Genomic DNA, 21319 nt, shown 5'->3' with positions numbered 1-21319 from the left:
AGCATGAACTCCTTGAACGGAGTCCATGCTTTTTTTGTACGCCGGCACGTTATACCATAAAAAAGGAAACGCCGAGAATGACATAAACGACCAGCAGCAGCAAACCTTCGTACCAGTTGGTTTTGCCGTCCTGGATAATCGATTTGGCGATAAATACCGATACCCCGATGGCCAGCAGTTCAATGACCGAAAATACGAGGTTCATGGTGTTGCCGAAGAAAAAGCTGGCAAACACGAGCACGGGCGCTACAAACAGGGCGATCTGCAGGCTGCTGCCCACCGCGATTTCGACGGCGGCGCCGATTTTGTTTTTCATGGCCAGCATAATCGCCGCGCTGTGTTCGGCAGCGTTCCCGATGATCGCGACAAGGAAGGCGCCGACAAACAGCTCGCTCAGGCCGAATTTGCTCGTAAACGTCTCCAGCGTCCCGACAAGCCATTCGCTGACAAACGCGACCATGACGGTGGCGATAATCAGGTAAAGGATCGATCTGCCCTTGGACCACTCGGGCCCATGCTCATGCGGCAGCTCCTCGTTTTCCGTCACGTCGGCGAGGTAATCCTTATGCGTGATCATGGAAAAAATAAGCCAGAAAATGTACGCCACGATCAAAATGCCCGCCACGATCAGGCTCAGCGTCTTGGAATCGCTGGTCGTGATGGCATGCGTGTTCAGGAACACGGCCGGAACAAACAAAGAAATAACCGCGACGATCATCAGCGATCCGTTCATGCCGGCCAGCGAAACGTTGAAGCTCTGGATCTTGAATTTCAAGCCGCCTGCAAAAATGCTTAATCCAAGCACCAGCAGCAGGTTGCCGATGATGGAACCGGTCAAGCTCGCCTTCACCATATCGAACAGCCCTTCTTTGACGAGAAAGATGGCGATGATCAGCTCGGCTGCGTTACCGAATGTTGCATTCAGAAAACCGCCCAAGCGCTGGCCGGCATAGTGGGCGACGCTTTCCGTCGCTTTCCCCAGGAAGCCTGCCACAAAGATGACGGAGATGGCTGCGAGAACGAACTGAATCGTCGAATCCCAGCCCCCGTAGTGGGCGATCCCGCTCAGGACGAAGAATGCAATCAGTAGAAAAGGGCTCAACCATTTTTTCAATTTTCGACACCTCGAGATATGTAGGATGAACATTCTTTCTCAATATACCCAAAACATGCTAAGTTGTAAACAAATCGGCCTTCCGATATTTGCTTTTGATTCCCGTAGGATTTACAATAATTGATAATGAGGCGAAGGAGGAAGGGGAATGACTGAACAACTTCAATTGGAGTCCGGAACGATCCGGATCGCAGATGATGTCGTATCGAAAATTGCCGGATTGGCTGCGCTCGAAACCCCTGGCATTGCCGCCATGTCGGGCGGATTGTCGGAAGGCTGGGCCAAGCGCCTGAGCGGCAAAAACGTGCAGAAAGGCGTTACCGTGGAGGTCGGGCAGCTCGAAGCCGCGATCGATTTGCGGATCATCGTTTTGTATGAAACCCCGATCCACGAGGTATGCCGCATGCTGCAGCAAAATGTCCGCACGGCGGTGGAAAGCATGACGGGGCTGCGGGTCGTGGAAGTAAACGTCAAGGTCGAAGGCGTCGCCTTCAAGGACGATGAAATCGAGGACGTTACGACGCGCGCGAAATAAAGCGGCTAAACAGAGCCGATAGGACGGCATCACCCTGGATCGAACCGAAAAAAAGAGACTACACGGATCTCCGGTAGTCTCTTTTGATTTGCACGGACTTGACGACTTCCTGTTTGGCAGGCTGGTTCACCGATCGCGAAATGCTCAGCATGATTCCCATGGCAAACATCATGATCAGCAGGGAGCTGCCTCCGTAACTGATGAACGGAAGGGTAACCCCGGTCAAAGGGATGGTCTGCGACACCCCGCCGATGTTGACGAAGGCTTGGATGGCGAACAGCCCCATGACGCCGATGCCCACGAGCGTTCCGAAAGGATCGGGACACCTGAGCGCGATGATGATGCCCCGCCATAGAAAATAGACGTAGACCAGCAGGAACAGGCTTGTCCCGATAAAGCCGAATTCCTCCGCCATGACCGGAAAAATAAAGTCGTTGTACGGATTTTTGATGTAATTCAGCTTTTGGATGCTTTTGCCGAAGCCGGTGCCGGTCACTTGGCCGTTCCCGATCGCCGTCAAAGACTGAATCAGGTTGTAACCCGTATCTTCGGGATCCTGGTAGGGATCGATCCAAGCCATGATCCGTCCCATCTTGTAATTGCTCGACTGCGTCTGCGGCGCATCGCTATGCGTGATCGATTTGATCAGGGAATTGGCGCCAAGCACGAGGCTCGCTCCCAGAACGACCAGGAGGAACGAGCCGAGCATATGTTTCAGGCTGGCGCCTCCCGCATAAATGATGAGCGCGCTTGTCGCCACGAGGATCAGAGTGGAGCCCAGATCCGGCTGCATCATGATAAGCCCGGCCACGAAGCCGACGATGACCATGACGGGAATATAACCCGTCCGCAAATCCCTGAAGCGCTCTCCCTTTTTGACGATCAAAGCGGAAAGATACAGGATGATCGTGATTTTGGCGAGCTCCGTCGGCTGGATCCCGAGTCCGGCGATCTGCAGCCAGCTGCGGGCGCCGTTGATGCCGCTCGTAAAGGGCACGAGCACCAGCAATATCACGGTGAAGAAAAACATCGGCACGAACAGCTTTTTATATTTGGTGTAGTGGATGTTCATCGCCACAAACATGACAACGGTGCCCAGGATGGCCCAAATGAACTGCTTTTTCGTGAAATAAAGCGGGTCATGATTGAATTTCTCGCTGGAAATGGTGAGGCTTGAACTGGCACTAAACACCATCACCAGCCCAAAACCGACCAACAGAAAAGTAAGGATTAGCAGCTGAAAATCCGGCGCCCCTCTTTTCCTCAGTTGGGGTTTCTCTTGAGTCATAAAGGGCCTGCCCTAAGCTTCCAGCGCAGCTTTGAATTGCTGGATTTTTTGGTTGGCGACGTTAAGAATTTTGGAAGGAATCGGCGTCTCGTATTCCAGCCCGTGGGGGAATGTCGCTTTTCCCATGTAAACGGCTTCGATTTCGAGCACGGCGTGCGGCTTTTCCAGCTTTCCTTCGACGGCGCGCGTGTTCATGCGCAGGAAATATTCCGAGTTCGTGTCTTTATCCTCGATTTTATAATCGTATGTAGCCCGGGTGTATTCCCACTGCCAGCGCACGAATCCCGTTTTTTCAGCTACTTCGTCCAAAAATGCCAGGTCGCTTTTCAGACCGACAAGTCCCGTATTTTCAAAAATCATCCTACAAAATCCTCCCTTTAATTGCCTGTAAAGTTCTTTACTCATGATATTATGTTTCAAGCGCTTGTGCAAGCTTTGTCGGCGCGCGGGACATACCCCGTCCGGCCGGTTTCTGCTACAATGGAAAAAAGGCATTGTGGCCGGAGAGCGGAAAACAATGCGGTAGACATTCTTTTTGGCGAGAGGACGTGTGTACATGAAAGAAGAGGCAATACTGGACGCGCTGCAGCCGCAAATGGTGGAATGGAGGCGCTTTCTGCACCGAAACCCCGAGCTTTCGTACCATGAACGGAAAACGTCGCAGTTCGTGGCCGGCAAGCTGCGGGAGCTCGGGCTGGCCGTATCGACCGGGGTGGGCGGCGGTTACGGCGTCGTCGGCGTTTTGACAGGCGGCAAGCCCGGCAAAACGGTGGCGCTCCGGGCCGACATGGACGCACTGCCGATCCAGGACGAAAAAACATGCGAATATGCTTCGGGGGTAGCCGGCGTGATGCACGCATGCGGCCATGACGGCCACACGTCGACCCTGCTGGGCGTCGCTGCTTATTTCAGCCGGCGGCAAGCGGACGTTGAAGGGGAAATCCGCTTTATTTTCCAGCCGGCGGAAGAGGTTTGTCCGGGAGGCGCCCGCGGCATGATCGATGCCGGCGTTCTCGATGGGGTCGACGTCATTTACGGGGTCCATTTGTGGACGCCGTTTGCGGCCGGGACGGCGGCAAGCGCGCCGGGACCGCTCATGGCGGCGGCCGACGAATTTTTTATCGACATCACGGGCAAGGGCGGGCATGGAGGCATGCCGCACGTGACGGTCGACAGCGTCGTGGCGGGGGCGGCGGTCGTCATGCAGCTGCAAAGCATCGTCAGCCGGACGGTCGATCCGCTGAAGCCGGCGGTCGTGACGATCGGCACCATCCAGGGCGGCAGCGCGCAGAACGTCATTGCGGAATCCTGCCGCATTACGGGAACGGTCCGCACCTTCGACGAAGAGACGCGCCTGCTTATCCGCAAGCGGATTGAGGATATCGCCCGTCTGTCGGCCGAAACCTACGGCGCCAAGGCAAACATCGAATATCTTATGGGATATCCGCCCCTCGTGAATGACGAGGAGGAAACCGGCCGTTTCTTCCGCGTGGCGCCGGGCGTGTTCGGAGAAGGGCAAGTCAGCGAGTGCGCCAAAATCATGCCTGCCGAGGATTTTTCGTATTACCTGGAACGGGTTCCGGGGTGCTTCATGTTCGTGGGAGCGGGCAACGAAAGCCTTCAGGCGGTTTATCCGCATCATCATCCCCGGTTCGATTTCGACGAATCGGCGATGCTCGCCGCGGCCAAGCTGCTTGTATCGATGACGCAGTCCTATCAGGGCTGGGAATAAGCGGAGGCGGGTTCCGGCTTAACGGCGCCGCAAAATGCAGAATAGTCTGGGGATCTTTGGGAAAACATAAAGGTATCCGAAAAACGAAGTTCACTTCCTGCGTTAGGAGGTGGACTTTTTCCATATGGAAAGGAGCCGAAGATGAACGATCTTAAAGCCTGCATCGTCCAGCGCGACCGGACGGTGCTGCTGGAATGCGCCCATCCCGGATTCGAGGCGGCTCGGGAGAAGCTTGCCCGGTTTGCGGAGCTTGTGAAAAGCCCCTCCGCTTTCCATACCTACAGAATTACGCCGCTATCCTTATGGAACGCGGCCGCTTTGGGCAGCACCGCCGAGGACATTGCCGCCGACCTGGAGTCGATTGCGCGGTGGGGGCTGCCGGCGGGACTGCTGCAGGAAATCCGCGGGCTCGTGTCAAGGTACGGCAAATTGATGCTGGAAAGGGAAGCGGACGGCGAAGGGGACACGCTTTGCCTGACGGCTGCCGACAGCCGGCTTCTGGACGAAGCGGTCGCCTCCCCGGCATTGTCGGAACTTGTGCTCGACCGCATCTCGCCGGTCCAAGCCCGAATTTCGGCCGCGGCGAGGGGCCGCCTTAAACAGGAGCTGATGCGCTATGGGTTCCCCGTGCTGGATTTGGCGGGGTATCACGAAGGCCAGGCGCTGCGGCTCCAGTGGCAAAATGGCGGCGAAGGAAAGCCGTTTGCCCTCAGGAGCTATCAGACGGAAGCCGTTGAGGCGTTCGAAGGCGTAACGGGCAGCGGCGGCAGCGGCGTATTGGTCCTTCCCTGCGGGGCAGGCAAGACCATCATCGGCATCGCCGCGCTTGAAAGACAGCAGTGCGAATGCCTCATCCTGACGTCGAACACCACTTCCGTCGAGCAGTGGATTCGCGAATTAACCGAAAAGACGACGCTGAAGCCGGATCAAGTGGGACAATATACCGGCGAACGGAAGGAAGTGAAGCCGGTTACCGTCGCCACGTACCAAATTTTGACCCACAGGCGTTCCAAGGAAGGCGAATTCGAGCATATGAAGCTGTTTAACGAGCGGAACTGGGGGCTCATCATTTACGATGAAGTCCATTTGCTGCCGGCCCCGGTGTTCCGTGCGACGGCGGAGATCCAAGCCACGCGCAGGCTGGGACTGACGGCGACGTTGGTCAGGGAGGACGGATGCGAACAGGACGTCTTTTCGCTCATCGGTCCCAAACGGTATGAAATGCCGTGGAAAGAACTCGAGGCCAAAGGCTGGATCGCCCGGGTCGAATGCAGCGAAATCCGCGTTCCGATGAATGCCGCGCTTCGGGAAAAGCATGCATACGCCGAAGGCAAAGAGAAATTCAGGCTTGCCGCGGAGAACCCCGGCAAAACGGCAATCGTCGCCGATCTGTTGAAGAGGCATCCGCAAGGAGGCGTTTTGGTGATCGGGCAATATCTGGACCAGCTGCAAGCGCTCGCCGCCGCGATCGGCGCGCCGCTCATCAGCGGCAGGACGCCGCAGCGCCAGCGGACGGCCTTGTTTGCATCGTTTAGGAAGGGGGAAACGCCCGTACTCGTCGTGTCCAAGGTAGCGAATTTCGCCGTAGACCTTCCGGACGCATCGGTCGCGATCGAAGTGTCGGGGAGCTTCGGATCAAGGCAGGAGGAGGCGCAGCGGCTAGGCCGGATTTTGCGTCCGAAAGCCGGGGACAACCGGGCGTATTTCTATACGCTCGTGACCGAAAACAGCAAGGAAGAGGAGTTTGCCGTCAAACGTCAAATGTTCCTCGTCGAGCAGGGGTATGAATATGCGGTCCATTCCGCAAGGGAGGTGCGTTCGGGAACATGAGCATCAACGATTCGTCCGAATGGAATGAATGGCCCAGCCAGCTCGCCGAATGCGAGGCCGAGCTGTTAAAGGGGCTGGCCGGCCGTTTTGCGGGTCAGCCGTTCGGCGAGCCGGCATGGGAGGAAATAGGCGGCATGGCCCGCAGCGGGGCGGAGCTGAAGCTGTCGTTTCTCCGCCTCCGGAAACGCGGATGGGTCCACGCCGTCAAAAAAGCTTGGGGCGAACGGCTGTATTACATTCCGGCGGAAAAGCTGATCCGGCTGCTGCCGGCTTTTTATGCCCCGCCATGCGCAGGCGCCGCCGCATCAGGGCTTAATATCCGGCGGGAAGCGGGCCCCGGCCTCGCGCTGGACCTGCTGCATGCGCTGGCCTGCGTCGCGGACCAAGGGCTTCCGCTGACCGCCAAAGGGACGGTGCACAAAAAAAGCTTGCAAAAGCTGCAGGAGCCGCTTTTTTTAAGCCATGAACACGTAAGTCGGCTCTCCCTGCAATATGCGCATCAAGATACGTACGAACCGGCCATTGCCGTCGTGCTCGACCTGCTGTTATGCATGGGATTCATAACGGATAGGGACGGAGCATTCCGGCTTGATGAGCAACGCCTAGGTGAATGGCTCAGCTTGTCCGAGCATGAAATGAACCGCATTCTGCTTCGAACCGCGATCGAGCGGTACGGGCCAAACGATGCCGGCATGCAGCTGTTTCGGTATTTCATTTGCCTCCTTGCAACCCCCGAACGGGAATGGATCGACGTTCCGGCGCTGCTGCGGTGGATGGAAGGCGAAGGGATGCTGAATGCGGCGGATGCAGCGGGCCAAGCGGAAGATTGGCTTTGCGCCCTTGCCGGATTCGGCTGGGGAGACGTGGCGGAGGCGGATAACGGAGATTGCGCATTCCGGTGGACCGTCGACTCCCGGCGTTTGCTGTTTGAGGACGGCGGAGAAAACGGGGAGGACGACGCGCGTTTTTACGTCCAGCCGGATTTTGACGTCATATGCCCTCCCGGCGTCCCGTTTTATCTGCGCTGGAAGCTGCTGGCCTGTACCGAATTGGTGCAATGCGACCGGGTGTCCGTGTACAAACTGACGCGGGCGGGTACGGCCAAAGCGGCAGAAAAGGGGTTCGGGGCGCCTCAAATATTAAGCATGCTGGCCCAAGGCTCCGCCGCCGAAATTCCGGCGCATGTCGCGGCAGCGGTGGAGCAGTGGGGCAAGGAAATCGGCCGGACCCGGTTCGACGAAGCGCTTCTGCTGTCCTGCATGACCGAGGAGGAAGCCGACCGCATCGCCGCGCATCCCCGGCTCGAAGGTGAGCTGACGCGGATCGGGCCCAAACACTTTATGGCCAAAGCCTCCGAAACGGGCAAAATACGCAGCATGTTGGAAGGCATAGGGCTGGCTCCGCTTAAAAGGGTCGGCAACGGCGACGGTAAGCCCCCCGCTTATCCGCTGATCGGCGATGAACCGAAGCCGGAAGCCCGGGAGCGGTTGATGCCGGGTCGTTATTACGAGGCACAAGGCCTCGTCTATTCCGGCCGCAACGTCCGTTTTTTCGATCCGGATCACGACATTCCCGAGCCGGTTTCCTTGTTTCCGGGATATGAGCGGCTTCCGGCAAGATGGCTTCAAGATTTCCGGAGCTACCACAGCTCCACCGCGCAAAGCATCGTCGAGCAGGCTCAAAGCTGGCAAACCCGGGTTTTGCTGAATCTGGGGGGGAAGCGGGCGGAATTCGCTCCGACGGCGGTATATTCGGCTCCCTGGAGGGCGGAGGGCGTTTTGCACGATTTGGAAACCGGGACGTTCGAGCGGCGCGAGCTTGCGGCCGAAGACCTGGGAGAGCTGAAACTGATCGTTCCCAAGCTAGACGGGGAAACGACGTAGTGCCGAAATCCCTCTTCTTAAGGAAGACGGGTTATGATATGATAGAAGAGTCCACTTGACGACAAGTGGAACTTTTAAGGAATTGGGATGAATTTTCATGAGCGTATCAGAAGTGCAGACAATGGACATGGCTGCCGTACTGATGAACGCCTATGAATTAGGCGATATGATCAATCAGTCCGTCGAGGTGTCTGATTATTTATATTGGAAGCAGCGCGTTGACAGCAATCCTGAAATCCAGGAGCTTGTCCGCCTGCTTGCGAAGAAGAAAGAGCTCTTCGAGGAAACCCAGCGTTTCGGACACTTCCATCCGAACTACCACAGCGCGAAGGATGAGGTGAAGGCCGTCGAGGAACAGCTGGATCAGTTTGAGGAAGTCGTACGCTTTAAGCAAGCGGAAAAGGAGCTCGACGATCTGCTTCACCAGATGTCCGAAATGATTGCGTTTTCCGTATCGGACACGATTAAGGTGCCAAGCAACGATCCGCTTCCGAAACGCGGCTGCGGCGGCGGGGGCAAATGCGGCTGCGGCGGTTAAGCTGTAGACAGGGAACATAAGCGAGGTGGGAAAAGATGTTTGCAGAACGGACAGGTTATATTATATGGGTGACGGATGTCAAGGCGGCCAGAAATCTTGAAAAGTACGGAACCGTTCATTATATTTCGAGGCGCATGCATTATGTGGTGATGTACGTCAACGCGGATCGGGCCGAAGAAACGGCCAAAAACATTCGCAGGCTTTCCTATGTGCGAAAGATTGAGCGCTCCTACCGCAACGAGATCAAAACGGAATATACGAAAGACGTTCCCGACAAAACGAGATTTTATGGCCTATAATATCGAAAGGGGCCCGTTCTTTCAGCGGGGATGACCCCGGTTTCCCATCGAACATAAGACGTTTTTTCGCAAAAGCAGCCTAACGGCTGCTTTTTTTTATTCCGCGCTCCGGAAAGCAGCTTCTACGGGGAGGTCCCGGGCGTTCGAACGTTTCGAACGGGACGGGAGCGGATTGCGGCCTTCGGGGCATGCCTTGTTGCAAGCTGCCGATATTTAGTCGGAGAGCCATCTGGAATTCTATTAATTTTAAGACTTTTTTACTTGTGCAACCTGATGTTGTGATGTAATATAATAGGTAAATATATCTAGACTGAAAGTCCTATGTGGTGGAGAGTGATGTTCCATGCGCGACAGAGGAATGGAAAGGTGGACCACCTATGAACCATTCTACGTTGTCCTGGGCGATAAAAAGGTTGCTGACATCGTCATAACCAATCATGCAAAAACGAGATATAACGACCGCATCGAGCGCGGGGATCACCAAACGGACGACATTGCGGCATGGATGTGGGAATGCCTGAAACAAAGCCGGATGCTCCCCTATTACCGGAATGAACAGGACGTTTATCTGATTGACGAGGATTTGGTCGTCGTTGCGGAATTTACCGAACTCGAGGGCGAATTTGACATCAGCGGCAATCCTTTGCATAAAATGATCGTGGTTACGTTTTTGGGACGGATGTCCGAAACGATCGAATTAAGAGATTTGAAGTCCTATTATTCCTGGCTGCGCCATTCCCGAAGAATGACGCTCATCAAAAACACCCGAAAACGCAGATAGATTATTTACATAACGGCTGTATGGCAGGCATGGATCCGACTCTTTCGGATGCATGCCTTTTTTACGGTTAGGCTCGCGAATCCTTGCTTATATTAAGGAAGTTTCCCGTCGCGCAAGATCCCTTTTGCAGTTGATTTGGCGGCAGCTGCCCGAATCCTTTACAATAAATACAAGACAAAACGATGTGGAGGAATGCTCAATGACTGTTGCAACGGGAACTTGCGACCTGCATACGCACACGCTGGCGTCGGACGGCATGCAGAGCCCCGCGGAAAACGTCCGGCTTGCCCGGGATAAGGGGCTTGCGGCGATCGCCATCACCGATCACGATACGGTCGCGGGCGTGAAGGAGGCGATGGAAGAAGGCGTCCGCAGCGGCGTCACCGTCGTCCCCGGCGTCGAAATCAGCACCCGCGCAAGCGGAAAAGACATTCATGTGCTCGGGTATTACGTCGATTGCGGGAACGAACTTTTTCTGCAGCGGCTGGCCGACCTGCGGAATACGCGGGACGAACGCAACGCGAAAATGATCGCGAAGCTGCGTGAGCTGGGCGTGGACATTACGATGGAAGAGGTTATCGCCGGGCTCGGGAGGGAACTGGGTCCCGATGAGACCGTTGCCCGCCCGCATATAGCGGACGTGCTGGTCGGCAAGGGATATGCCCGCGACATGCGGGATGCGTTTGACAAATATTTAGGGGAAAATGCCCCTGCGTACGTTTCGGTTCCGCGGATTTCGCCGGGTGAAGCGTGTTCTTGGATCCGCGAAGCCGGAGGAACCCCGGTGCTTGCCCACCCGGGAATTTACGGCGACGATGGGCTGGTCAGGGAAATATTGGAACAGGCCCGGCCTGCGGGCATCGAGGTCTTTCATTCGGATCACGGGCCCGAGGACGAGAAACGCTATCAGGCCATGGCGGATCAATACGGGCTGATCGTGACGGCCGGCTCCGATTTCCATGGGGCAAGGCAGGGCGTCGTGTTCCACGGCGAGATCGGTAGCCGGACGGTTTCGGCAAAGGTGCTTGAACAGCTCCGGCAAGCGTCCGCAGGTTTCGGGTTAGGTTAAAAGACTCATCACGGAAAAAAGCTGCGCGTTTCTGCTTGGGAAAGCAGAAGCGGCAGCTTTTTTTAATGGGTTCCGGCATTCGTGGTTATTTCAGCGCGTTGGCGAGACTTTTGATCCGTTCCTCATCCGGCGTGATGACCAGCGTTTTTTGATGGTCGTAGATGACGAATCCGGGTTTGGCCCCGTTTGGCTTGTGGACGTGACGGATCAGGGTGTAGTCGACGGGAACGCTGCTGGATTCTTTCGCCTGGCTGTAATAAGCCGCAAGCATGGCCGCTTCCTCGAGCGTCCGGTCGCCGAATTCGCTGCTGCGGATCACGACATGGGAACCGGGAATGTCTTTCGTATGCAGCCAAGTATCCCCCGAGGCGGCCAGCTTGTTGGTCAAATATTCGTTTTGCAGGTTGTTTTTGCCGACGTAAATTTCGACGCCTTCGGACGAGGTGAACACATGCAGCGTCGGACGGTCGTTTTTTTTCTTTTTCTTCGTCTTTTTGCTGCGGTCGCGGAGGTAGCCCTGCTGGATCAGCTCCTCGCGGATTTCGTCGATGTCGCTCATGGACGCGTAGGACAGCTGCTGCAGCAGCTCGTCCATGTAGCGGATTTCTTCCTTCGTTTTCTCCAGCTGCTCTTGAATGACGACGAGGCTGTTTTTGTATTTGTTGTATTTTTTGAAATACCGCTGGGCGTTGTCCGACGGCGTCAGCAGCGGATCGAGCGGGATGGAGACCGTCTTTTGCTCCTCATCGTAAAAATTGACGAGTTCGGCCGTTTTGTCGCCTTTTTGGATCGTATGCAGCGAAGCGAACAGCAGCTCTCCATAAATCCGGTACCGGTCGGCATCGTCCGCCTCGGCCAGATCCTTGTGCAGGTGGTCGAGTTTTTTGATGTTTTTGGAGCGTTCGTTTTGCAGGAAACGAAGCAGGTCGCTCACCTTTTGCTTGACCGTGTCCCGTTCGGCTTTTTCCCCGAAATAATCCTCCATGCAGGCGCTGATCGAGTCGTAATGTTTGATCTCGTCCGCAAGCAGCGTCAGGTTGACGGCGGAAAACACCATTTTGCCTTTGGCGTTCGCTCCGGAGACCGGCTTGTATTCGTGCTTTCGGACAGGCTCCATCACGGAGGTGAAAGCATCCCATAAGGCGGCGCACCGCTCATACGTTTCGTCCTCGCTCGCTTGAGGGTCAAATGCGGCACCCGTCCCGGCACGGTGCGCGATTTCCTGGGCGACCAGCGGACTCACCCCGCTGAACGTATCGACGATCCAGGCAACGGGGTCCTGGGCGCCGGAGCATTTGACGAAAAATTCTTTGCGGTCCGCTGCCAGCGGGTCGAGCTTATGTTGCTGCGGCGGTTCGGTGTAGGCAAACCCCGGCATGACGATCCGGTAGCTGCTGATGCTGGGCGTGACGTGATGAATGCCGTCGAGGATGGTTTCGCTCGAATGGTCGGTCAAAATGATGTTGCTGTGGCGTCCCATCAGCTCGACGACGATTTTTTTGGTGGATACGTCCCCGAGCTCGTCGCGCTGGCGGACCGTCAAATGGATGATCCGCTCCATGCCGACCTGGCTGATGTCTTCGATGATCCCGCCCTCGCAATGTTTGCGCATGAGCATGCAGAACATCGGCGCTTCCTGCGGATTCATGAAACTCCGCTCCGTAAAATGCACCCGCGGATACGTCGGGTTCGCCGACAGCAGCAGCTTGGCATTGCCCTCGCGCGTGCGCAGGTGCAGCAGAAGGTCGTGGTCTCCGGGCTGGTATATTTTGCTGATGCGGGCTCCCCGGCATTTTTCCAGCTCATGCACGATCGCCCTTGTTACGATTCCGTCCAATGACATGTTTTATATTCTCCCATCTATCATTTATGTAAGCCGTTGGCTTGATTGCGGTTGATTGATCCGGATTTTGCGTGATTCGGTACGGCCGATCGACGGATTGCCGCAAAATCCTCGTTCCAAAACCCGTCCTCTCTATGATGCCATAGTTTGCCCAAAAACTTAAGAGGCCGCTTCTGTGATATTTCAGGCCCTGTCCGAATACATTTACGTTAGAACAGGTGGAAAAGCTGTCGGCCACTTGCCGGCGGCAGCACAAAGAGCGGGAGGGAAAGGGAAGCATGGAACAAAAAGCATGGCATCAGATGAATGCCGAAGATCTGCAGCAGGTTCTGGGCGTCCAGCCGCAGAGCGGCCTGACGGAAGAACAGGCTGACGAGAGAAGGAAGCAGCACGGGAGCAACGAGCTGTCCGAGGGCAAAAAGATCTCTTTATTCGCGCTGTTTTTGAACCAATTCAAGGATTTTATGGTACTGGTGCTGATGGGGGCCACGCTCGTGTCCGGCCTGTTGGGCGAATATCTGGATGCCGTTACGATTATTGCCATCATCTTGCTGAACGGGGTGCTGGGATTCGTCCAGGAATTCCGGGCCGAGCGTTCCCTGCGCGCGCTGAAGCAGCTGTCGGCCCCGTCAGCCAAAGTGCTCAGGGAAGGCAGGGTCGTCTCGATCCCTGCGAAAATGCTTGTGCCGGGCGACGTCATCCTGCTGGAGAGCGGCGACCGGGTTCCCGCGGACGTGCGGTGGCTTGAAACGAGCAGCTGCTACGTCGAGGAGTCGGCGTTGACGGGCGAATCGGTTCCGGTCGGCAAGCACAGCCAGGTCATATCGGAACCGGAGGTGCCCCTGGGCGACCAGAAAAACCTCGGATTCATGGGCACGATGATGACCCGCGGCACGGCGAAAGGCATCGTCATCCGGACCGGCATGGATACGGAAATGGGCAAAATCGCGGACCTGATCCAAAATACCGACGCGCAGCAAACGCCGCTGCAGCACCGGCTGGAGCAGCTCGGCAAACTGCTTATAATACTTGCCTTGGGTCTGACCGTCATGGTCGTGGTGGCAGGCATTTTGCATGGGCAGCCCCCGGTCAGCATGTTCCTCGCGGGCGTCAGCCTTGCCGTCGCCGCCATACCGGAGGGGCTGCCGGCCATCGTGACGGTCGCTTTGGCTCTCGGCGTGCAGCGCATGATCAAACGAAAGGCCATCGTGCGCAAACTCCCTTCCGTGGAGACGCTGGGCTGCGCGTCCGTCATTTGTTCGGATAAGACAGGCACTTTGACCCAAAACAAAATGACCGTCACGCGGCTTTGGGTCGGCGGCCGGGATCTGGAAGTGACGGGAGACGGCTATGCGCCTACCGGCCAGATTCTCGAAAAGGGAAAAACTATCGACGTCCGCAACGATCAAGCCTTGCGCCGGCTGCTGCAAATCGGCGCGTTATGCAACAACGCGGAAATTTACGAGGTGCAGCAAACGGAGCCGAAAGGCAAACGGAAAGGAAAAGAGGAGCCTGCCGGCCCCGTTTGGGGGCTGAAAGGGGATCCGACCGAGGGCGCGCTCATCACGTTGTCCTCCAAAATGGGCATGACCCCGGAATCTTTGTCCGGTTTGTACAAGCGCGACCAGGAATTCCCTTTCGATTCCGAGCGCAAGCTGATGTCCGTCGTGGTCAGCCACCAGGGCGGCCGGCTGCTGTGCACGAAAGGGGCTCCGGACGTCCTCCTGAACCAGTGCGCTTACATATTATGGGAGGGAAACGTGGTGCCGTTCACCGCGACCTTGAAGCAAAAAGTGCTGGCGGCCAACGAACAGATGGCTTCGAACGCGCTGCGGGTGCTTGGAGCCGCTTACCGCGAAGTCCGGGCGCATGATGCGTTAAGCAGCGAAAAGGAAGCCGAAACCCAGCTCGTGTTCGTCGGTTTGGCCGGCATGATCGATCCTCCGCGGCGCGAGGTGCGCGACGCGATCAACACCTGCCGCCGCGCCGGCATCAAAACGGTCATGATTACCGGGGACCACGGCACGACGGCCGAAGCGATCGCGCATCAGCTCGGCATCATGCCCCGCGGCGGGCTGGCCATGTCCGGACAGGATCTGAACCGGATGGACGACGCGGAGCTGGATGCGAAGGTGGACAACATTTACGTCTATTCCCGCGTCTCGCCGGAGCATAAGCTGCGGATCGTCAAATCGCTGCAGCGCAAAGGCCATGTCGTGGCGATGACGGGCGACGGCGTCAACGACGCCCCGGCGATCAAAGCCGCCGACATCGGCATCGCCATGGGCATTACTGGAACGGACGTGACGAAGGAAGCTTCGGCGCTCGTGCTGAGCGACGACAACTTCTCCACCATCGTGGCGGCCATCGAGGAGGGGCGGAGCATTTACGAAAATATCCGCAAATTTATCCGCTACCTGCTGGCGTCGAACGTCGGCGAAATTTTGACGATGTTTTTCGCGATGATGCTGGCGCTGCCGCTCCCGCTGCTCCCGATCCAGATTTTGTGGGTCAATCTGGTGACCGACGGCTTGCCGGCGATGGCGCTTGGCGTCGATCAGCCGGAGAAGGATTTGATGGAGCATAAACCGCGCGGCGCGAGAGAAAACATCTTCGCGCGGCGGCTCGGCTGGAAAATCATCAGCCGCGGCTTTTTGATCGGGTTTTGCACGCTGGGCGCCTTCTGGCTGACGCTGCGGGTCGACCCGGGCAATGCCGGACAAATCGCCAAGGCGCAGTCCGTTGCGTTCGCGACGCTCGTTTTGGCGCAGCTCATCCATGTATTCGACTGCAGAAGCTCGCGGTCCATTTTCCACCGGAATCCGCTGCAAAACAAGTATTTGGTGCTGGCGGTGCTCTCTTCGGTCGTCCTGATGCTCGGCGTCATGTACATCGAAGCGCTGCAGCCGATTTTCAAAACGGTTCCGCTCGGGTTCCGCGAATGGTCCATCTCGATCGTGGCCGCAGGCATCCCGACCTTCCTGATGGGGGCAGGCAGCGTATGGGGCGGCCGGCGCTCGAAACGCAGACGTTTCGTGGCGAAAAGTACAAATATTTCGGCATAAAGTTTATACAATTCCGCCATGCCTTAAGCTATGCTTAGGAGCAGTAAACAAGCAAAACTTAAGGAGTGGCACCATCCGATGGAATTTACGAAAATGCATGGTCTTGGCAATGACTTTATTGTGATATACGGCGAGCAGGCTCTTCCGGGCAATGCGGCGGAGCTTGCCGTCAAGTGGTGCGACCGCTATTTCGGGATCGGAGCCGACGGGCTCGTCTACATCCTGCCGTCCGAGCGCGCCGATTACCGGATGAGAATCATCAATTCGGACGGAAGCGAGGCGGAGCAATGCGGCAACGCGATCCGCTGCGTGGCCAAATACGTGTACGACCACGGGTACGTCCAAAGGGAAGAAATTACGATCGAAACGCTCGGGGCGGGCGTGCAAAAGGTCGTCATCCAGGCGGAGAACGACAAGGCCGCCACGGTAACCGTGGACATGGGCGAGCCGGTGCTGGCCGGGCTGCAGATCCCGACCACGATCGACTCGACGCCGGTGGTGGACGTGCCGCTGGAGGCGGACGGTGAGACCTTCCGGTTTACGGCCGTGTCGATGGGCAATCCGCACTGCGTGATTTACGTCGAGGATGCGGTCCGTTTCGATCTCCATGCCTGGGGGCCGAAGCTGGAAGTCCATCCGTATTTCCCGAAAAAAGTGAACGTCGAATTTGCGACCGTAGTGGATCGGAAAACGATCGACATGCGCGTTTGGGAGCGGGGAGCGGGTCCTACCCTTGCCTGCGGCACGGGAGCTTGCGCGACGCTCGTTTCTTCGGTGCTGAACGGGAAGACGGACCGCGAGGCGGAAGTGCGGTTGAAAGGCGGAAGCCTCTTCATCAAGTGGAATGAGGAGGACAACCGGATCTATATGACGGGTCCTGCCGCGTTCGTATTTACGGGCGAAGTCTCGGCCTGATGCCGAAAACGATAGCCGAAAGCTTGCCGGAGCCCCGGGATGGGAGCCGCCGGCAAGCTTTTTTCTTTTGAGGGCGCATCGATCGGATGCGAAAGCGGCTTGCGTCCCGGCTTCAAGCGCCGTCCTCTTTTTTTGAATTCCCTGCGAACCAGTGGGAATTTGAAGGCATTTGTGATACATTAGATGAAAAATACGGGTTGGGGGAATAGTTGATGAAGCCGGATTTGCGAGTGGCATTGGACGATAAGGTGCTTGTCGGGGATGGGGCGATGGGCACGTTTCTATATCAAATGGGTTTTCCTGTGGGGATTTCATACGAGGAGCTGAACTTAACCTCTCCGGAGGTGATCCGGGACGTTCACCGGCGCTACGCTCAGGCGGGCGCGCAGGTGTTGGAGTCCAATACGTTTTCGGCCAATTACGATAAACTGTCCAAATACGGCCTGGAATCGAAGGTCAGCGAAATCAACCGGGCGGGCGTGAGGATTGCGCGCGAAGCGGCCGGCCCGGGCGGCTACGTCGTCGGGGCCGTCGGATCCATCCGCGGCGGCAAGCGGACGAATATTTCAAGCGGCGAACTCAAAAAGTATTTCGAGCAGCAGCTGCAGGCGCTCCTCGCCGAAGGCGTGGACGGCGTCATGCTCGAAACGTTCTACGACGTGGAGGAATTGGTGCTTGCCTTATCCATCACGCGCCGTTTAACCGACGTTCCCGTCATTTGCCAGTTTGCGGTCGAGGACGTCGCCAGAACCTTGGACGGATACTCGATGCCCGACGCTTTCCGGATCGTGCAGTCGGAAGGCGCCGACATCATCGGCTTTAACTGCCGCACCGGGCCGAACGGGATTCTGAGCGCGATCAAGGCGCTTGACGGCCGGCTCCCGGCGCCGGTGTCGGTTTACCCGAATGCGGGCGTCGCCGATTACGTGGACGGGGAATACCGCTACGGGGCGGGACCGGAATATTTCGGCCAGATGGCCGTCCAGTTTGCCGATTTGGGCGCCCGCATCATCGGCGGATGCTGCGGCACGACGCCGGCCCATATCGAAGCGATCGCCAAGGCGCTCGCGGAATACGTGCCGCAGCCGGCCGTGTACGAGCCTATTCCCGAGCCGGAGGCCCCGCTGACCGTTCGCGAACCGGAACCGGAAGCTCCTTCGGGCAGCCGCGAACCGAACCTGGTCGAATTGGCCAAGCAGCGCCACACGGTCATCGTCGAGCTTGATCCGCCGCGCGATCTGGACATTTCGAAATTCATGAAAGGCGCGCACCGGCTGAAAGAGGCCGGAGCCGATGCGCTTACGCTCGCGGATAATTCGCTTGCCGTGACGCGCATGAGCAACATGGCGCTCGGCCATCTCGTTCAGGTTGAAACCGGGCTGCGCCCGCTTGTCCACATCGCTTGCCGCGACCGCAACCTGATCGGAACCCAGTCGCACATGATGGGGTTCGACGCCCTTGGCATCGACCATGTCCTGGCCGTGACCGGAGACCCTGCCCGCTTCGGGGATTTGCCCGGCTCCAGTTCGGTATACGACTTAACGTCGTTCGAAATCATCCGGATGATCAAGCAGTTGAACGAAGGCATCGCCTTTTCCGGCAAACCGCTGAAGCAAAAAGCGAAGTTCGTCGTAGGCGCCGCGTTTAATCCGCACGGCAAGCATCTGGACAAAGCGGTGGCCCGGCTCGAACGGAAAATCGCCGCAGGCGCGGACTATATCATGACCCAGCCGGTGTACGATCCAGAGCTGATCCGGGCGGTAGGCGAAGCGACGAAACATCTGGATACGCCGATCTTTATGGGAATCATGCCGCTGGCGAGCGGAAGAAACGCGGAATATTTGCACAACGAAGTGCCCGGCATTCAGCTTTCGGACGATGTCCGCAGCCGGATGGCCGGACTTGAAGGGGAAGAAGGCAGGGCGATGGGCGTTCAAATCGCGAAGGAGCTTCTCGACGTCGCGATGGATCATTTCAACGGAATCTATTTGATGACTCCGTTCATGTTGTATGAAATGAGCGCCCAGCTGATCGAGCACGTATGGGCAAGATCCGGCCGCCAATTGTCCCCCTTGTTTCGTTGATCGTAATCAATTACAATAGTGTAATGGATGTGGTGCCGATGTCTTTTAGCATGACCGGATACGGTCGATCTGCCCTTCAGCATGGAGGGCATAAAGTGGTATTTGAAGTGAAGTCCGTCAATCACCGCTACTGCGAAGTCGTGCTTCGTCTGCCGCGTGAGTGGACTTGCTTCGAGGACGCTTTGCGGAGAACGGTGCAGCAATACGTCAAGCGCGGGCGCGTCGATGTGTTCGTCACGAAGGAAGAGGGCGACGATCATGCTCCGCATGCCTTGCTTAACGAACATGCCGTGAAGATGTACTTGAAGGCGGCGCAGGATCTTTCACAGCGTTACGGCCTCGACGGCGAACTGACTGTGAAGGATTTGTTGTCTCTGCCCGATGTTTGGATATCGCCCGAGCACGGAGCCTCGCCGGGAGAACCCGACGTGGACGAGTGGGGGCCGGTTCTCGAAAAGGGACTGCGGGCCGCTTTGGAAGGACTTGCGGCGATGCGAAGCATGGAAGGCAAACATTTGGCGGCGGACGTGGAGCAGCGCTTAAGCAAGCTTCAGGCCCTGCACGCCGAAATGCTGCAGCTGGCGCCTACAGTAGTCGAGGATTACCGCAATAAGCTCAAACAAAGGCTGTCTGATCTTAATGACGGTTCGTTTGCCTTTGATGAACATAAATTTGGCATGGAAATTGCAATTTTCGCAGACCGTTCCAATATAGACGAGGAATTGATACGTCTGCAGAGCCATTTTGAGCAATGCAAGGGTTTGCTTCGTGCGGATGAACCGGTCGGAAGAAAACTGGATTTTCTGATTCAGGAAATGAACAGGGAAGTCAATACGATTGGATCGAAGGCCAATCATCTGACTCTGGTAAACCGTGTTGTCGAAATGAAGGCGGAGCTGGAAAAAATTCGCGAACAATTGGCCAATATAGAATAAAAGGCGCTTTCGACATAAAACAGACAAGAGTCAAATGTATAGGGGGAAGAACCTGATTATGGCAATCAAACTCATTAACATCGGCTTCGGGAATATTGTATCGGCTAACCGAATCATTTCCATTGTAAGCCCTGAATCAGCACCCATTAAACGAATCATTCAGGAAGCGAGAGACCGTCATATGTTGATCGACGCGACATACGGACGCCGGACCCGTGCCGTAATCATTACGGACAGCGATCATGTCATCCTGTCCGCCGTACAGCCCGAAACGGTGGCTCACCGTCTGTCCAGCAAAGACGACGATCATGACGAATAACGAGTTGGGGAGTATTATGTCAAAAGGATTATTGTTTGTATTGTCCGGACCATCCGGAGTTGGAAAAGGAACCGTCTGTACCGCCTTGAGAGGCAAACTTCCGGAACTTGTGTACTCCGTTTCGGCCACGACCCGGAGCCCGCGGCTCGGCGAGGAAGACGGAGTGAATTATTTTTTCAAAACCCGCGAGCAGTTTATGAATATGATGCAAAACAACGAGCTGCTGGAATATGCTGAATACGTAGGGAACTATTACGGCACTCCGCGCGATTTCGTGGAAAAAACGCTCGAGAGCGGCAAGGACATTATTTTGGAGATCGAGGTGCAGGGCGCGCTGCAGGTGAAAGAGAAATTCCCCCAAGGCGTCTTTATTTTCCTGCTGCCGCCGTCCCTGGACGAGTTGAAAGACCGCATCGTGGGCCGCGGCACGGAAAACCAGGCGACGATCGACCATCGGATGTCGGTGGCGGTTGACGAAATCGGCCTGATGGAGCATTATGACTATGCCGTCGTCAATGACGAGATCGATTCCGCGTGCAAGCGAATAGAATCCATTATCGTAGCCGAACATTGTAAGGTGAAGCGGTAGGGACTAACGGCTTGCAACATATTTTACTTTGGACAAAAAGAGGTGGCAGTAACGTGTTGTATCCTTCGATTGATGAAATGATGAACAAGGTCGACAGCAAGTATTCGCTGGTGGTCGCTGCATCGAGACGCGCCAGACAGCTGCGCGAGGGAGAAAAAACCGAACTGAAAAACCCGCGCTCCCATAAGTTCGTGGGCGTGGCGCTTGAGGAAATCTACAACGACCTGATCAAGATCGTGCCTGAGCCCGAAGCCGAAAAGGACGAAATCAAAAAACCTTAAGGCCCAAGGGACGCATGGAACGAAGTCGGCCTTCAGCGGTTGCTTCAATTCAATCTATAACCGAAGGGGGAGACGGCATGTTCTCCTGACCTTCGCGTCCATAGACACGGGAACGAATACAACCGCAAGGTTGTATTTTTTTTAAGAACCCTCATGAGCGGTCTTCATACAACTGCAATTGGAACCCCGCAAAGGATAGGAACAAGATTGGCATACAGT

The 21319-nt window shown here is 56.4% G+C and carries 19 protein-coding genes; 15 read left to right on the top strand and 4 right to left on the bottom strand.

The window, feature by feature from the left end:
* Positions 1-49: 49 nt before the first annotated feature.
* A complete protein-coding gene (gene cax, locus AC27KL_RS16595; protein WP_339324166.1) occupies positions 50-1114 on the bottom strand; it encodes a calcium/proton exchanger in 1065 nt (354 codons plus the stop codon).
* 148 nt (positions 1115-1262) lie between these two features.
* Here cax and AC27KL_RS16590 point away from each other — a divergent pair, with 148 nt between their 5' ends.
* Positions 1263-1649: an Asp23/Gls24 family envelope stress response protein gene (locus tag AC27KL_RS16590; protein ID WP_339324167.1), complete on the top strand. Its 387-nt coding sequence runs from the start codon at positions 1263-1265 to the stop codon at positions 1647-1649.
* A 58-nt stretch (positions 1650-1707) separates the two neighbouring features.
* Here AC27KL_RS16590 and ftsW read toward each other — a convergent pair whose 3' ends face one another.
* Together ftsW and AC27KL_RS16580 are read right to left on the bottom strand one after the other, a co-directional pair.
* Entirely contained in the window at positions 1708-2937 is a 1230-nt protein-coding gene (gene ftsW / locus AC27KL_RS16585) for a putative lipid II flippase FtsW (protein ID WP_339324168.1), read from the bottom strand.
* A gap of 12 nt (positions 2938-2949) precedes the next feature.
* On the bottom strand, positions 2950-3297 hold the full coding sequence (locus AC27KL_RS16580) for a YugN family protein (RefSeq protein WP_036707659.1): 348 nt from the start codon (positions 3295-3297) through the stop codon (positions 2950-2952).
* 196 nt (positions 3298-3493) lie between these two features.
* Between AC27KL_RS16580 and AC27KL_RS16575 the strand changes: the two genes are divergently transcribed.
* From AC27KL_RS16575 to AC27KL_RS16545, 7 genes are all read left to right on the top strand, one after another.
* The gene (locus AC27KL_RS16575; protein WP_487170414.1) at positions 3494-4669 is read left to right on the top strand and encodes a M20 family metallopeptidase; all 1176 of its coding nucleotides are present in this window, start codon (positions 3494-3496) and stop codon (positions 4667-4669) included.
* Positions 4670-4810: 141 nt separating this feature from the next.
* Positions 4811-6499 carry a DNA repair helicase XPB gene (locus AC27KL_RS16570; RefSeq protein WP_487170413.1) on the top strand — a complete coding sequence of 563 codons (1689 nt, stop codon included), beginning with the start codon at positions 4811-4813 and terminating at the stop codon, positions 6497-6499.
* Positions 6496-8382: a helicase-associated domain-containing protein gene (locus tag AC27KL_RS16565; protein WP_487170412.1), complete on the top strand. Its 1887-nt coding sequence runs from the start codon at positions 6496-6498 to the stop codon at positions 8380-8382. Before AC27KL_RS16570 ends, AC27KL_RS16565 begins: the two co-directional genes overlap by 4 nt.
* Positions 8383-8479: 97 nt before the next feature.
* Positions 8480-8920 carry a YlbF/YmcA family competence regulator gene (locus tag AC27KL_RS16560; RefSeq protein WP_036707668.1) on the top strand — a complete coding sequence of 147 codons (441 nt, stop codon included), beginning with the start codon at positions 8480-8482 and terminating at the stop codon, positions 8918-8920.
* A gap of 35 nt (positions 8921-8955) precedes the next feature.
* Entirely contained in the window at positions 8956-9219 is a 264-nt protein-coding gene (locus AC27KL_RS16555) for a YlbG family protein (RefSeq protein WP_036707670.1), read from the top strand.
* 343 nt (positions 9220-9562) lie between these two features.
* Entirely contained in the window at positions 9563-10000 is a 438-nt protein-coding gene (locus tag AC27KL_RS16550) for a hypothetical protein (RefSeq protein ID WP_339324172.1), read from the top strand.
* Positions 10001-10199: 199 nt separating this feature from the next.
* Positions 10200-11069, top strand: a complete 870-nt coding sequence (locus AC27KL_RS16545; RefSeq protein WP_487170411.1) for a PHP domain-containing protein — start codon at positions 10200-10202, stop codon at positions 11067-11069.
* Between the two features lie 85 nt (positions 11070-11154).
* Here the strand turns inward: AC27KL_RS16545 and AC27KL_RS16540 are convergent, their stop codons facing one another.
* Entirely contained in the window at positions 11155-12912 is a 1758-nt protein-coding gene (locus tag AC27KL_RS16540) for an Rqc2 family fibronectin-binding protein (RefSeq protein ID WP_339324174.1), read from the bottom strand.
* Positions 12913-13190: 278 nt separating this feature from the next.
* On the opposite strand from AC27KL_RS16540, the gene AC27KL_RS16535 reads away from it, so the two are divergent.
* The 7 genes from AC27KL_RS16535 (at position 13191) to rpoZ (ending at position 21100) form a co-directional block, all read left to right on the top strand.
* Positions 13191-15977, top strand: a complete 2787-nt coding sequence (locus AC27KL_RS16535; RefSeq protein WP_339324175.1) for a calcium-translocating P-type ATPase, SERCA-type — start codon at positions 13191-13193, stop codon at positions 15975-15977.
* A 78-nt stretch (positions 15978-16055) separates the two neighbouring features.
* Positions 16056-16892 carry a diaminopimelate epimerase gene (gene dapF / locus AC27KL_RS16530; protein ID WP_487170410.1) on the top strand — a complete coding sequence of 279 codons (837 nt, stop codon included), beginning with the start codon at positions 16056-16058 and terminating at the stop codon, positions 16890-16892.
* Between the two features lie 212 nt (positions 16893-17104).
* Positions 17105-18976 carry a bifunctional homocysteine S-methyltransferase/methylenetetrahydrofolate reductase gene (locus AC27KL_RS16525; RefSeq protein ID WP_487170409.1) on the top strand — a complete coding sequence of 624 codons (1872 nt, stop codon included), beginning with the start codon at positions 17105-17107 and terminating at the stop codon, positions 18974-18976.
* Positions 18977-19014: 38 nt separating this feature from the next.
* Complete coding sequence (locus tag AC27KL_RS16520; RefSeq protein WP_036707681.1) at positions 19015-19911, top strand: YicC/YloC family endoribonuclease; 897 nt, start codon at positions 19015-19017, stop codon at positions 19909-19911.
* Between the two features lie 58 nt (positions 19912-19969).
* Positions 19970-20230 carry an extracellular matrix/biofilm regulator RemA gene (remA, locus tag AC27KL_RS16515; RefSeq protein ID WP_036707683.1) on the top strand — a complete coding sequence of 87 codons (261 nt, stop codon included), beginning with the start codon at positions 19970-19972 and terminating at the stop codon, positions 20228-20230.
* Between the two features lie 16 nt (positions 20231-20246).
* Positions 20247-20819 (top strand): guanylate kinase, encoded by a 573-nt coding sequence (gene gmk / locus AC27KL_RS16510; protein WP_036707686.1) that lies wholly within the window; start codon positions 20247-20249, stop codon positions 20817-20819.
* 53 nt (positions 20820-20872) lie between these two features.
* Positions 20873-21100 carry a DNA-directed RNA polymerase subunit omega gene (gene rpoZ, locus AC27KL_RS16505; RefSeq protein ID WP_036707689.1) on the top strand — a complete coding sequence of 76 codons (228 nt, stop codon included), beginning with the start codon at positions 20873-20875 and terminating at the stop codon, positions 21098-21100.
* Positions 21101-21319 lie beyond the last annotated feature (219 nt).

It is taken from the genome of Paenibacillus sp. YAE3 (assembly GCF_057546105.1).
The sequence above is the reverse complement of the archived record's forward strand: the minus strand, read 5'-3'. Positions and strand labels throughout refer to the sequence as shown.

What these genes read in the sequence shown, in the direction of transcription:
- AC27KL_RS16590 (WP_339324167.1), top strand. Translation starts at nt 1,263, where the DNA reads ATGACTGAACAACTTCAATTGGAGTCCGGAACGATCCGGATCGCAGAT.
- ftsW (WP_339324168.1), bottom strand. Translation starts at nt 2,937, where the DNA reads ATGACTCAAGAGAAACCCCAACTGAGGAAAAGAGGGGCGCCGGATTTT.
- AC27KL_RS16580 (WP_036707659.1), bottom strand. Translation starts at nt 3,297, where the DNA reads ATGATTTTTGAAAATACGGGACTTGTCGGTCTGAAAAGCGACCTGGCA.
- AC27KL_RS16575 (WP_487170414.1), top strand. Translation starts at nt 3,494, where the DNA reads ATGAAAGAAGAGGCAATACTGGACGCGCTGCAGCCGCAAATGGTGGAA.
- AC27KL_RS16570 (WP_487170413.1), top strand. Translation starts at nt 4,811, where the DNA reads ATGAACGATCTTAAAGCCTGCATCGTCCAGCGCGACCGGACGGTGCTG.
- AC27KL_RS16565 (WP_487170412.1), top strand. Translation starts at nt 6,496, where the DNA reads ATGAGCATCAACGATTCGTCCGAATGGAATGAATGGCCCAGCCAGCTC.
- AC27KL_RS16560 (WP_036707668.1), top strand. Translation starts at nt 8,480, where the DNA reads ATGAGCGTATCAGAAGTGCAGACAATGGACATGGCTGCCGTACTGATG.
- AC27KL_RS16555 (WP_036707670.1), top strand. Translation starts at nt 8,956, where the DNA reads ATGTTTGCAGAACGGACAGGTTATATTATATGGGTGACGGATGTCAAG.
- AC27KL_RS16550 (WP_339324172.1), top strand. Translation starts at nt 9,563, where the DNA reads ATGCGCGACAGAGGAATGGAAAGGTGGACCACCTATGAACCATTCTAC.
- AC27KL_RS16545 (WP_487170411.1), top strand. Translation starts at nt 10,200, where the DNA reads ATGACTGTTGCAACGGGAACTTGCGACCTGCATACGCACACGCTGGCG.
- AC27KL_RS16540 (WP_339324174.1), bottom strand. Translation starts at nt 12,912, where the DNA reads ATGTCATTGGACGGAATCGTAACAAGGGCGATCGTGCATGAGCTGGAA.
- AC27KL_RS16535 (WP_339324175.1), top strand. Translation starts at nt 13,191, where the DNA reads ATGGAACAAAAAGCATGGCATCAGATGAATGCCGAAGATCTGCAGCAG.
- dapF (WP_487170410.1), top strand. Translation starts at nt 16,056, where the DNA reads ATGGAATTTACGAAAATGCATGGTCTTGGCAATGACTTTATTGTGATA.
- AC27KL_RS16525 (WP_487170409.1), top strand. Translation starts at nt 17,105, where the DNA reads ATGAAGCCGGATTTGCGAGTGGCATTGGACGATAAGGTGCTTGTCGGG.
- AC27KL_RS16520 (WP_036707681.1), top strand. Translation starts at nt 19,015, where the DNA reads ATGTCTTTTAGCATGACCGGATACGGTCGATCTGCCCTTCAGCATGGA.
- remA (WP_036707683.1), top strand. Translation starts at nt 19,970, where the DNA reads ATGGCAATCAAACTCATTAACATCGGCTTCGGGAATATTGTATCGGCT.
- gmk (WP_036707686.1), top strand. Translation starts at nt 20,247, where the DNA reads ATGTCAAAAGGATTATTGTTTGTATTGTCCGGACCATCCGGAGTTGGA.